At 53.4% G+C, this 12,085-nt stretch carries 18 protein-coding genes; all 18 read right to left on the reverse strand.

Annotated elements, in window-relative coordinates; all coding sequences use genetic code 11:
• Positions 1-6 precede the first annotated feature (6 nt).
• The 18 genes from HC231_RS20445 to HC231_RS20520 all read right to left on the reverse strand — a co-directional run bounded on the left by HC231_RS20445 (position 7) and on the right by HC231_RS20520 (position 12,035).
• The gene (locus HC231_RS20445) at positions 7-639 is read right to left on the reverse strand and encodes a phage tail protein (RefSeq protein WP_208228509.1); all 633 of its coding nucleotides are present in this window, start codon (positions 637-639) and stop codon (positions 7-9) included.
• Entirely contained in the window at positions 632-1,816 is a 1,185-nt protein-coding gene (locus HC231_RS20450) for a baseplate J/gp47 family protein (RefSeq protein WP_208228510.1), read from the reverse strand. Before HC231_RS20450 ends, HC231_RS20445 begins: the two co-directional genes overlap by 8 nt.
• Positions 1,806-2,141: a DUF2590 family protein gene (locus HC231_RS20455; protein WP_208228511.1), complete on the reverse strand. Its 336-nt coding sequence runs from the start codon at positions 2,139-2,141 to the stop codon at positions 1,806-1,808. Before HC231_RS20455 ends, HC231_RS20450 begins: the two co-directional genes overlap by 11 nt.
• Positions 2,141-4,405: a phage tail tape measure protein gene (locus tag HC231_RS20460; RefSeq protein ID WP_246494589.1), complete on the reverse strand. Its 2,265-nt coding sequence runs from the start codon at positions 4,403-4,405 to the stop codon at positions 2,141-2,143. The genes HC231_RS20455 and HC231_RS20460 overlap by 1 nt, the downstream gene beginning before the upstream one ends.
• A 68-nt stretch (positions 4,406-4,473) precedes the next feature.
• A complete protein-coding gene (locus tag HC231_RS24440) occupies positions 4,474-4,656 on the reverse strand; it encodes a DUF6890 family protein (protein WP_390290705.1) in 183 nt (60 codons plus the stop codon).
• Between the two features lie 8 nt (positions 4,657-4,664).
• Complete coding sequence (locus tag HC231_RS20465) at positions 4,665-4,922, reverse strand: putative phage tail assembly chaperone (protein WP_208228513.1); 258 nt, start codon at positions 4,920-4,922, stop codon at positions 4,665-4,667.
• On the reverse strand, positions 4,919-5,098 hold the full coding sequence (locus tag HC231_RS24070; RefSeq protein WP_246494591.1) for a hypothetical protein: 180 nt from the start codon (positions 5,096-5,098) through the stop codon (positions 4,919-4,921). Before HC231_RS24070 ends, HC231_RS20465 begins: the two co-directional genes overlap by 4 nt.
• Positions 5,055-5,411 (reverse strand): hypothetical protein, encoded by a 357-nt coding sequence (locus HC231_RS20470; protein WP_208228514.1) that lies wholly within the window; start codon positions 5,409-5,411, stop codon positions 5,055-5,057. Before HC231_RS20470 ends, HC231_RS24070 begins: the two co-directional genes overlap by 44 nt.
• Positions 5,411-5,752 carry a M15 family metallopeptidase gene (locus tag HC231_RS20475; protein ID WP_208228515.1) on the reverse strand — a complete coding sequence of 114 codons (342 nt, stop codon included), beginning with the start codon at positions 5,750-5,752 and terminating at the stop codon, positions 5,411-5,413. Before HC231_RS20475 ends, HC231_RS20470 begins: the two co-directional genes overlap by 1 nt.
• Positions 5,739-6,044, reverse strand: a complete 306-nt coding sequence (locus HC231_RS20480) for a phage holin family protein (protein WP_208228516.1) — start codon at positions 6,042-6,044, stop codon at positions 5,739-5,741. Before HC231_RS20480 ends, HC231_RS20475 begins: the two co-directional genes overlap by 14 nt.
• Before the next feature lie 9 nt (positions 6,045-6,053).
• Complete coding sequence (locus HC231_RS20485; RefSeq protein WP_208228517.1) at positions 6,054-6,509, reverse strand: DUF2597 family protein; 456 nt, start codon at positions 6,507-6,509, stop codon at positions 6,054-6,056.
• Positions 6,509-7,648 (reverse strand): DUF2586 domain-containing protein, encoded by a 1,140-nt coding sequence (locus HC231_RS20490; RefSeq protein ID WP_208228518.1) that lies wholly within the window; start codon positions 7,646-7,648, stop codon positions 6,509-6,511. Before HC231_RS20490 ends, HC231_RS20485 begins: the two co-directional genes overlap by 1 nt.
• A gap of 2 nt (positions 7,649-7,650) precedes the next feature.
• Positions 7,651-8,355 carry a phage virion morphogenesis family protein gene (locus HC231_RS20495; protein WP_208228519.1) on the reverse strand — a complete coding sequence of 235 codons (705 nt, stop codon included), beginning with the start codon at positions 8,353-8,355 and terminating at the stop codon, positions 7,651-7,653.
• Entirely contained in the window at positions 8,352-8,852 is a 501-nt protein-coding gene (locus HC231_RS20500; protein ID WP_208228520.1) for a phage tail protein, read from the reverse strand. Before HC231_RS20500 ends, HC231_RS20495 begins: the two co-directional genes overlap by 4 nt.
• Complete coding sequence (locus tag HC231_RS20505) at positions 8,849-9,301, reverse strand: head completion/stabilization protein (RefSeq protein WP_208228521.1); 453 nt, start codon at positions 9,299-9,301, stop codon at positions 8,849-8,851. The genes HC231_RS20500 and HC231_RS20505 overlap by 4 nt, the downstream gene beginning before the upstream one ends.
• A gap of 95 nt (positions 9,302-9,396) precedes the next feature.
• Positions 9,397-10,098, reverse strand: coding sequence for a phage terminase small subunit (gene gpM, locus HC231_RS20510; RefSeq protein ID WP_208228522.1), 702 nt, complete (start codon positions 10,096-10,098; stop codon positions 9,397-9,399).
• 2 nt (positions 10,099-10,100) lie between these two features.
• Positions 10,101-11,138 (reverse strand): phage major capsid protein, P2 family, encoded by a 1,038-nt coding sequence (locus tag HC231_RS20515; protein ID WP_208228523.1) that lies wholly within the window; start codon positions 11,136-11,138, stop codon positions 10,101-10,103.
• Between the two features lie 69 nt (positions 11,139-11,207).
• Positions 11,208-12,035 carry a GPO family capsid scaffolding protein gene (locus HC231_RS20520; RefSeq protein ID WP_208228524.1) on the reverse strand — a complete coding sequence of 276 codons (828 nt, stop codon included), beginning with the start codon at positions 12,033-12,035 and terminating at the stop codon, positions 11,208-11,210.
• Positions 12,036-12,085: the final 50 nt, after the last annotated feature.

Here is a 12,085-nt window from a genome sequence, read left to right on the forward strand (position 1 = left end):
CGTCCCTCACAAACTGGCTGTAAAAAATTCCGTTGATGCCGTAAATCCCGGCGCACCGACTGACTGACTACCGGTAATCAGGCCGTGTGATAACACTGCACTGGCCGTGTGATAGGCCGAATCATGACTAAATTCTCCAGCGTGGCCCCTGACCGATACTGCGTTCAAGACATCAAAACTGTAGCGGCGGCAGGTACGGCCATATTGACGGATGAGGCTCATCATCAGTGCGTTGTAGGTACTCAATTGCTCATCGTTGATACGCACCAGTATCACATCCCAGTCATACCCCGCCTGGCGCTCTTTTAACCGCACGTCTCCAATATCCAGCCGCTGGAAAATAGAGACAAAACCCGCCACGCTGCCCGCATCTTTTGCGTTAATAAACGCATACTTCACCCGCTTGCGGTACAGGCTAAGCGGCTCCCCGTTAAACCGTTCGATATCCCGCTGATAGGCCAACACGTTAAGCAACGGCACCGGACAGGTTTCCGCGTCCAGTTGCTGCAACGGCCAGCGCATCCAGCCATTCACCTGTTGCCAATACCCTTTACCGGCGCGGAGTAATTTGGCCGGTTCGCCTTTATCCATCCATGACGGCAGGCGCAAGCTATCCAGTTGCTGTTTAAATTCAGGCATTCCGGATCACCACTGTTAACGTTCTCAGACGCGGAATATTTAAAGCGCTGACGATATCGACCAGGGAAAATGCCACGGAATCTATCAGGCCGAATTCCCGGTGTAGCTCGCGCCCCAGATTGGAGAAAGAGAAACGGGCATACGGCCAGGTTTTTTTTACGTCATACTCGCTGTTTTCGCGGAATGCACAGCGCACCAGATTTTCACACCCCGTACGCAGTGCGGTTAATTCGTCCGCCGTCACGTTGGCCAGATTGTTTACATACAGCGTGACGGTTAAATCATGCTGCGTTTCCGGCATGGCCATACACTGCATATCATCACCATGGCCGTGATGCCCCTGCGCGGTGATGTAGTCATTAACCGCCGTAATAAACGGGGTTGAAATCACGCCGGAATCCAATAAAAGATAGGCGTTAGCCGTTCCCGGCCCGCGTGGCGCATCGTGCAAAAAGAAAATACGGTCAATGCTCAGCCCCGCGACGGCGGCAATCATGCTGCGGTATACCGCATCGGTGTGATAGTTGCCGACCAGGTTGTACTGGTTGCGGCAACGATCGCGCAGGTCATCATCGGCTTCCTGATCCGCGCCTGGCGTCAGCAGCCAGTTTTCTTCGTTTTCCGCCCGATCAATGCCAGTCACGGCCACAGGCAAAATACGGTAGTAACCCGGTGCCAGATTAAACGCGCCGCCGTCACCGGTTGCCGACACCGGCACTAACCCGCTGACGCTGCCAGCGGGGATCGCGGTATCAGCCGTGACGCGCAAGCTATAGACCTGACCATTAATGCGCTCGGTCTGGATCACCGTTCCAGCAGGCACCAATACCGCCGCACCGGCATTCGACTTGATGAACCGGATCGCTCCGCTCGCTGCCGTGGCCGGTTTACGAACAACATTGACGCCCCAGGCGAACAGATCCAGAAACGCGCCTGTCGCTGTGGCCAGAAACATATTGGCCAGCACGACATTAATCAGGACGCCTTTCAGCCACAGCACCGGCGTGGTGACAATCGCGTTAATCAGCCGCCAGAACGGCGACATGCGCGACGTGTTGGTGATCAACCCTTCCGCCTTGACCAGCATCTGAAACTGTTCCGTTATGGCTTCGGTCGTGACCGGCATCCCGGCATCAATCAATACCTGTTCATAATCAATCTGCGGTTTAGTCGTCATAATCAGCACTCACCTGAATACGGCCAAAATCATAGGTCTCTGCGGTGATCCATAACCGCGTTTGCGTTTCTTCGCTCAGTACAACCGTGCCGGGAATAATGCGTTCATCATCTTCAATGAGAATAATAATTTGCGTCATAATATCGGCGCGTAATGTTGGGCTACGTTCAGCGATTAACTTTGTCGTTAGCCCGCTTTCAATAATGGCGTGTACACAGTCCTGCCCGATACTGACGCGGTTATTGCACACAATGGGTTCAAGACCGGTATTTAAATTAAAATCACGATTTGTAATTAATAAGTCGATATATTTCGCTTCATCCATTAGCGCAACTCTTCCCACTCGCTTAATTGTTCCGGCGTCATACCTTTATCCGTATGAATAACCACGCTGCCAAAATGTTTACTGTTATCGGTATAGGATTTGCTACTGTTGTTAATTTCTTTATTTACTCCCCCGCGCTCTATACCTTTTAATTTCCCACCGGTTAACAACTCATTATTACCCGGTTTAATACTCGCAGGCATGGCTGGTTCCTTTAAACGCGCTGGCATCACGGCAACATTTGGGATCGATGCAGCTACGGCAGGCGTTGGCATAATGACCGATGTTAAAGTCGTTTGTGTATTCGGTGCTGACTTCACAACCTGCTCAATCGGCTGTATACCACTGACGGGTGATGAAACCTGATTCATCGGAACGTCGATATTGATGCCGGGGATATAATTCAGCTTTTCGATAATCCAACTATACGTTTCAGAAAAGTGTTTCTTTATGGCCTCCCATAAATTAGAGAACACATTCCCCAGCGTTTTGGCGATGGTAATAAAGGATTCAACAGGTGACTGAATCGAAAAATTATCAATAACATCACTCCAGCCCTGTTTGATAATGCCGAATATGTCCCATAAGAATTTCAATCCACGGATCGCCGCTTCAATAGGCATTAACAGTAAGCCGATGCCAGACGCCACAATGCGCCCGAATGTTTCACCGGCGCTGGTCGCTCCTACTAACTGATCTGCCGTCATTTGCACAGGAGAAAGGAGGTTGCCAAACCAGTCAAACAGCGTTTTCACCCCTTGCCATACCACGCCCAACGCTGCACCAATCATATCAAACAGCCCCGAAAAAGGAGAAAGTGACCCGGCTGCGGCAGAAAAACCTGAAATAAAGCCCGTCACAAACGCCTTAATGGGTTGCCAGAGCTTAACCAACAAAACGATTAGCCCCGTAATAGCGGCACCAATCAGCACAATTGGCCAGGTAACCAGACCAAACGACAGCGCCCCCGCTCTGGCGGCTATACTCGCAGCCAGAAAGCCCGAACGTAGCCACTTCAGGATACCACTGAACGCCGCCGCCGCCCGATTACCAACCCACATAGCCAGCGCGTTCAACCTGAATAAACGTGACAACGGGGAAAGTATTCGTGTTAAGCCCAATACTACAAAACCGTGAATCCCCATCACGATGTTGGCCACCGCCCCCGCTGCGGCAAAACTCAACACAGCAAGCACGGCATAACCGATCACACGGGTAATATTGGGGAACAACGTTTGCCACCTGAGCAACGTCTGACCGGCATCCGCCATCTTATTGATCAGCGGATACAGCACCGGCAACAGTGTGGCTCCCATCGCCGCGCGTATGGCATACCAGACCGCGACCAGACGATCCCAGGGATTCGCCATTTTTTCCGCCATTTCCGTGGCGCGTTTCATGCCGTCGCTGCTGCCCAGTTCGGTAATATGCCGCTGCAATACGCCAACGTTGCCGTAAAGCTGCTTAATCACCGCCGCGCCGCCGCCAAAGGCTTCATCCAGTTCCTTCTGTGCTTTCAGGTTCCCTTCAATGCTGGCCCCGTACTTACCGTGCAATTTTTCCAGCATTTGCGGCATAGACAGCATCTTACCGGTAGCATCGGTGAAGTTTAGCCCCAGTTTTTTGGCACCTTCTGCCGCACCAGTCAGAAAGGATTCATACGATCCGCTGGCCTCACTGCCTAACGTGCGCTGTAACTCGCCCAGCACGGCCATTTGTTCATCCATGCCTATGCCGAAATTGGTACCCGCACCTTTTGAGCCTTCCATCAAATCCTTGATAGCCGCCATTTCAGTGCCAAACGCCTGGCGCATATAGGCAGCTTTCCCGGCAACCCGTTCCGCAAAATCCACATTCCCCAGCGCCTGCGCCTCAGTTCGGAAATTGGCAAACATCTGGCCCATGAATTCCGTGGTTTCCGCTGCTGTGGTTTTCAGCGCTGCCGCCACCGTATTGGTGATTGTGGTCATGCGCGGCAGTTCGCCGTCAGATAACCCACCGACTGACGATTTAATCATCTCCGTGGACTGCACAAACTCCAGCGCTGACTTACCGTATTGGACACTGTATTTCAGACCATTTTCTGCAACCTGCTTTAGCGTAGCGTCGCTCACGCCCTGGGCCGATGCAGACAACAGCGCATCATTCATTTCAATGGCCGGGGCGAGCGCATCACGGATCGCTAAACCGGTGGCAAACAGCCCCGCGCCACCGATCGCAATCCGTTTGAATGCCGCCTGTGATTTTTCCGCAAAGCCGGTCACTGACGATTGCGCCTGTTTAATCGGGCGCGTCAGTTTGTCGATCAGGCTTAAGGTAAAATCCAGTTGCTTCATGAGTCGCCTTTAAATGCCAGCGTAATACCGTTTCCCACAGCAATACGCATTTTTTCCCAGTAAGAATTATCCAGCCAGACGGCGCGGGCTAAATTATCGGTATCGTCCGGCTCATGCGGTAAATAATGCCGCCGCAGGGTTAAAGCCTGTTCGATAAAATTATTGTCAATGGCCCGCAACCGTTCGGTTAGTTTTTTACTTCAATATCCAGTTTGGGCGCATAGTGAGTATTTACCGCCTCGGTAATTTGCAAAGCGGCACCCGGCAATTTTAATAACTCGTCCAAATCGGCTTTACTTTCCGCGCTGGCAATACGGCGTAAATAAGTCACTGCCGGGGCAATTTTATTATCCATTGCCATTTCATTAATCAGGCCGTTATATGCAACCGTATTCGGCTCAAACGTTAATTCCTTTCCTGCGATAGTTAATACAATCTTGCTCATGGCAACTGTTCCCTTTGATTTATTTCATCCACTAACTGATTATGCCGGGCGGCACAATCGGCATATATTTCCGGCCAGCCCGTTAATAGCATGGCGGCATCGGTACCGGTATTCCCCGTTAAGCGCGGTAAATTAGTGACCAGACATTTCTTTTTCAGGTTTTCCTGATAATGCACGTTCGGTTCTTTCAACGCTGGCGTTGTACAGGCTGACAAATTCATCAGACAGACACACGTTAGTAAAAACCGGCTTAACGATTTCCCGGTAAATTTCCTTGTTTGGCGCATTACGTATCGCCTCCAGTTGGCTTTCCAGCTTCTGCCCTGATTGGCTGGCGACGGTCTGCATCGCCAGGCGGGATTGCTCACCGGCTGCGTTGGCGGCATTGGTTACGACAAGCTCTACGCTATCGCGTTGCCAGTTGGCCACCTGCCAGCCTGCGGCAAAAACGCTGACCAGTACGACGACAACCAACCAGAGCTTATTCATCAGCGCACCCCGTTATGTTCCAGGCTAAAGTGATTGCCGTCCGGGCGGGATTTAAAGCGTCCGCCCCAGCTACCGCCCAGCGATTCCCAGTATTCCCCCAGCGGCAAATAAGCCTCGGTCTGCGTCTGGTACTCTCCGTTGATAAACAGGTTTAAATCAACCGCCAGCCGCTGCGTATGCAGACTGTTGGCAATCCCTGCGCCGCTTTTTGCGTTCAGCTTCGCCTGTTCCGGCGTGCGGTAGGCTTCGCCAAAGGTCAGCCGGTAGCCATGTTCCCCCGCCCAGTTGATTAGCTGGGCAATCAACTGGGTAAAAAGCTGCTGTTTCTCACTTAACGTCATGCTTTCCCTTGCTCCCTGTTAACAAACTACTTCCCCGGCGACGCAACCAGATTTCAACCGCCTGGTGACCGGCAACGCCAAACGCCGCCCCCAACCCGGTGATCGCCAGCGGCGATAGTCCTGGTATCCAAATCAGCACAGCCCCCGCAGCCATTGACGTAGCGGCACCCAAAATAACCCGGCCAATAAACAGGCGGGGCGTGATCTTTTCATCACTGGCCAGTACCTGCCCAGCGGCGATAACGCCCCCAAGCGTCAGCAGCCATAACACATACTTTTCATATTCCTGCATGGGGTTTCCTTACCCGATAAGTTTTTCCGTCAGTTCCGATTCCAGATACGGAATGCCGTTGATACGCACAAAATCCGGGCTGGTCACCACGTACTTGATTTTGTGCGTCACCACGCTGCCGCCCTTCGGATCGTTGTCCAGAATGTCGCTCACAATCAGCTTGCAACCGAACGCTTCCACCTTAATTTCTTCGTTACCGGCTTTGGCGTACCACATCAAATCAACCGGCTCGATACCGCGCCACGATCCCGCGCTACGCGCTTTTGCCGTAACGATAGCCAGGCTTTTGGTACTGAGTTCCATTTCACCTTCTGCCGCTACATCGCCCGACACATAACCATCAGGGACGCCCTGCGTCTGGGCGGCGGCGGTATTATCCGTAATGCTCAGGCCAACTTTTTCAACATGAACCAGATCGCCATCCATATTGAAATCAAACGACTGGCCGGAAATCCGTTTCGTCATTATTCACTCTCCAGTGACTGATCCAGAATCAGGCTTACCGTGATGCCTTTCGGGCATTCATAGGTACGCACCGTGATATAAATTTCCACTTTGGTTTTGGTTCGCCAGGTGATAGCTACGTCGCCATCCTGCGGCGGCTTTACCTCGCCGGGGAACGTTATGCCATTAATCTGGCTGCTGCGGGACATTTCGCGCAGTGTCTTGGCAAAATACGCCTGGTGTGCGGCAATGCTGCCCGGCGTGCTGTTCAGGCTGCGATCGGCAATTTTAGCAATCGCCTGGAGGCGCACACGCCGCGCCGCCTTATCGACAATGCGTAGGTTTTCGATCGCCTGATAGTCGCCGCCTTCCACATCCAGCGTACGGCCATCCGACCAGTAATAACCGTCATAGTCCGGGTACCACATCGGGACGCTGTAACGCTGGGCTTCCAGCGCCTGCAAGGTAGCCAAATCCAACGGTGCGCCCGTCGCATCAACCGGCAGCTCGGTTGCGCCCATTTCCAGCAATGCGCCGGTCTGTACTCTTGCCGGGCTATCGGCAATGGTCACCGCCCGGTTGCACAAACGACCGGCCAATACGCCCGGCTCATTGCCCCATAATCGCGGCACAAGCTGCACAGAGGGAACGGCGGCACCATCCTGCAACGCACTTAAACGCAACAGATAACCCGCCCAATCCTCACCGGCCTGTACGCCATCCACCGCCAGAATAAACCACGTCCAGCGGCCAAATTTAGCGATCAACTCCGCCCGCAGACTGGCCGCAGCTTGGATCGTGTCTTTGGTCGCGCCCAACGTCAGGACAACCCCTTCCACGCTAGCAACGCGCTGCGCGGCTTTTACGGCTTCCGTCCAGACCTGATCGACACCTTCGACGGGCAGATCTTTAGGCAGGACACAGATAAAACCGCTCCAATTCTGACCAGCGTTTAACATCGCCGCATTTACCGTGCGTTTCAGCACCGAATCCGCCGCGCCCAGCAACACATCCAGATCGCTTTGGGTGTTTACCGGCACGGTTTTGGCCACCTTGTCCTTTCCTGTTCCCACGCCAACGAACAACAGCACCCGTTCGATCTCGTTGGTTTCGCCCTGTAGCTGGTTAACCTGGTTAACCTGTACCGTTGGCCAACTCATACCTACCCCTTGATATCCTGCGCTTTTACGTTCCAGCCAAAGCCGATCGCCTGTAGCTGACGCGCCAGCGCCTTGTTAAATTCATCATCGTTCATGCCCAAAAACGGACGGGCGGGAACATCCACGGTCCAGGCGGCTTTTGCTGCCTTACCGCTTAACTTTTTGATTAACAACCCCGCCTGATCAAATTTCAGGGTTTCCTCGATTTCCTTGTACGGCGGCTTACGCCATCGGGTACCGCGTTTCACTTTGTACCCTAACGCCCGTAGCTTTCTTGCCTGACGGCGCGTCGCCATTCGTGCCGGATCACGGTTTCTTTTCCCTGTTCTCTGGCGACGAATGTTGGTATGCATACCGTTTTGTTGCCCATGCCCTACCACGCCAGCGGGTACCGATGTATTGCCATTCCGATACCCGCCACCTTGCAGATAGATCCGCACCGCTTCGACTTCCGGCATTTCACGGATATGCAGCAGCTTGGGCATATTGCGCAGCATCTTGCCGCGCCGTTTCGTTTTACGCGGTGTCCATGCCTCACCATCAGGCGCTTGCTGCTGCCGGACATTGCGTTTTGCCGCTGTAATCACCCCATACTTGGCCAACCGCCACAGAAGCCGTTGGCGTTTTTTGGGCGGAAAATTCAGCTTTTGCAGCGCCTGACGTAATTCCTTAAGCTGTGATTTACTCAGTTCACCGTTGATAATCATGCGGGCTGACCGATTACCGCGCCGGTTTCATCCGCGCCAAAGATTCGCCCTTCCGTGGCAAACCATATTTCAGGATCTGCCAGGCGATAACGCTTGCCATCAAAGGGGATGATCCCTTTTGGATCCTCAACAATGGCCAGCGATTCAGCCAGCTTAAGCGTCACCACCACCACCGCCGTTTTCTGGTCGATAACATCGATATCCAGCGTCGGTAACTCCATATCCAGCCCGGCATCCATAAAGGGCTGTTCATCCTGATTGGTCTGCCAGACCAGCAGCAGCGCACATAAATTACGCGGATCACATTCCCGGTAAGGAAAACGCTCCCAGCTCAGCACCGCATCAAACTGCATGACCGCCAGTTGATACTGTCCCTCGCCCAAATCCCGCTGGGCGGGGATAAAACTCACCTCATCCATGAGGCTGTCAAATCCCTGCATCACACGTTCAGGCAAACTTTTCCTGATAAACCCGGTCAATGCATCCAACTGGCTCATACCTGCCTCACCGTGGCACGTTTTAGCCCTTTCATGCGGCGGATAACGATCGCCGCCTCCGCCAGCAGTCCCTTGCGTGTTTCATCTCCATCCTGTCCCGGATGAGACTCGCGGCGGCCAATGGTGGCGAACTCACCGATCAGATCGGCTTTCGCCCTGGCAAACACCGCTTTTTGATACTGCGCACACAGCAGATTTTTTCCATCCAGGCTCACTCCTGGCACGGCGCTGGCCATTCCATAGCCGCTATCCCTGTGCTGCTGTTCAACGCGGAGTAAATCGGCGTTGACCTCACCGGCTGCGGTTAACAACGCCTGTGCCACCGTTCCGGCGTCAATATCTGCCGGGATGGTGCGCTGCGCCTGAAAATCGCGCAGGTTCAGATCCGGCCAAAATCCATTGTTGGCCAGTACCGCATCCTGATAATCAACCGGTGTTCCACTAAACATAAATCCCCCGTAAAAGGCGGGCTGACCGGCTTCCACGGCACATAACACAAACGTGTATTGCCTCAGCCGCGCCCGCCTGGCTTGCGGTAGTCGTTTTAATGCTTCTGCAATGATCGGATGCGGGCGGCGATGGTTTTACGCATCGTGCCGACGCCAACCTTGCGGTGATATTTCTCAGCCTGGGCCAGCAGTAAATCCGCTTTCTCAAGCAGCGCCACATCATCCGATGCCGTCGCCCTCGGCTGCCCGTTATCGTCACGCAACAGCAGCAACCCGGCGAACTTGAACCACTTGGCGGTAATCTCCTCATGCAGCCGCCAGTTTTCCGCCACGTTGTTAAACGTGCGGGAAAAATACGGCTCCACGCTCTGCCCGCTATCTGCGGTCTGCTCCGCCCATTCCAGCACCGTATCCGCCACGAACGCGGCAAAACTGCGCTTGATGTTGTCCGGGGTGCGCTGTCCCTGCTCAATGGCGATATCCGCCCAGTCCAACGCCTGATCAAACTCGTCAACGTCAAACAGCCAGACGATGCAGTACGCAAAGATGGGATGTTGGTACACCTCGCCGCTGTCCAGATATGCCCGAACCGTAGGCAACCAGCGCGGCAGCAGTTCCCGCCGCTTCATCTCCACCCGGTCACGGATCATGGGTTGGCTTTTCAGCCGCTCAATGTCGTTTTCCAACGCCCGGATCTGCAAATGCAGACTGTGACCACCGGTAATCGGCTGGCAGCGGGATAGCTGCTGTTCAGCCTGTAACCGGGCGTTATGACGTTGAGCGGGTGAAAGCGCCATGCTTACGCCCCGTCACCCGCAGGCGGGTTTTCTGGCTCTGGTACCGTGCCGATGGTGACCGCTGATTCATCGATCGCCGCGTACAGTTCCGGGTATTCCACCGCGTAGCCTTCGTTACGCAGGTACTTGTTTTCGTACTGTTTGCGGTCTTCCACGAACTCGGCTTTACGCTGACGTGTATTGCGCTGGGTATAGATATGCAGGTTGCTAAGCGTGGTCACTACCATGCGCTTGCCGGGCATAAACGGCGGGACAATGGCGTGACGTCCGGCGATCGTACTGTCCAGCATCTGCGCGGCGATTTTCTCGGTAGGCCGATCGGCTTTCTGGAACAGGCGGTATTGTTCCGCCGCCACCAGGTCAGCGCCGACCAACACCACCAAACGCGGATCGCTGCGGTATTGCTGCGGGATCTTGGTATTGATAAGGTCGGACGCCATCGCATCCAGCGACTTGTAATCGCCGTTTTCATCCAGCGTCACTTCATCAGTGATGATCTGCCGGCCGTTTTTGAAGGTCTTGACCAACGCATGCCAGCCAATATTGACGTCTTCACCATTTGGGTTTTTATCCGGATCGGTAGATTTGGCCACAGATGTGCCGTTAAAGCCGATACGCAGCATATCCAGCGCAAACGCCTGATTAGAGAACGCCTGTACCTTCTGGAAAAACTCGTTTTCCCCACCGGCATTCGCCCAAACAGACAGCAGATCCCACGGCAGCGCCGCGCAAGAATCCGTCTCGACCAGTTTGTACTCGTTACCCTCCACGCCGACGCCGCGAATAAAACGCCCGCCCTGTTTACGCCCGGTATGCAATGCGGAACTACCAACAGACACCACCTGACCGGAAAGCTGATCCACGTCCGCCACGGTAATCATGGAAAGAAAATCCACCGATTCCAGCAGCGCATCACGCAGTTGCGTTTCTTTCGGATCGGACAGCGCAAAATACCGGGATACATCCGGCACCCCATGCGCCTCTGACAGAGCGGCGGCAAACGACGCTAAATATTCACGCGCCCGCTGATTTAAAAACATAGAAATCCCTCTCGCTTATTGGCGAAATAAAAATAAATGAAATAATCGACTGCGTATTACCGCGACGAATTAAACCAAATGGCTAAAGCGTTTTTCTTTCTCGCCAATTTTACGTTGCGGTAATTTGGTGATTTTTTCATCCAACTTGCCAAAGTTTTTAATAATCTGCGGCAGGTTAGTGCGCAGGGTGGCAAATTCCTGCGTATCAACAACTTCTTTCACCACGTCCAGATCTTCCTGTACTTCTTCCTGTCCGGTTTCCAACGCGGCCACACGTTCTTCCAATGCGGTTAAGGCTTCCGCCAGCGCCTGCAATTTATCGCTGCCCTCTTCATTGCCTGCGCCTTCTTCCTCAGCAAAATTTTTCGGTTTAATACCGAACAGGCTATGCCACGTCTTTTTTTCTTCCTTTGCCATCGTCTTTCCTTTAATTTCCTTAACTTCATCAATCACCAGCGGCTTTAACGCGCCAAACAGGCGATCGCCTTTTTTCCCTTTATTAAAGCGCAGTCGTGTAGTGCCGACACTGGCCGGGGTATTAGTGACGCCCAGCCCTTCCAGATAGGTTTTTCCCGTTCCGCGAAAATTACCGTCTGGCGTTAACTCCACGGAACAAAATAGCAATTGGCCGTCCCGGTTGGCCTGCAACAAGTAGTTATTAGGGAGCAACTGGGCGAACAAACGCACCAGCCCGTCTTCCCCTGCTTCCGCCTTAACCGTCAGCACTTCGCCAACGTTGCCATACCACTGTTCATGCTCCGGCCAAATCAAGGCGGTATACAACTCAGGGTTATAGGTTTCGGCGGCATCAATTAACCACTGGCGTTCCATTTGCCGTTTATCAACGGTTTCGCCTTCCGTGGCAATACAGATCCAGTTAGTCATTAACTGCGACATTATTATTTTCCGTTTCGTTGCGACAAATGGATTATTGACGAATAAAAATA

The sequence above is a fragment of the Brenneria izadpanahii genome, assembly GCF_017569925.1.
In the GTDB taxonomy this organism is placed as follows: Bacteria; Pseudomonadota; Gammaproteobacteria; order Enterobacterales; family Enterobacteriaceae; genus Brenneria; species Brenneria izadpanahii.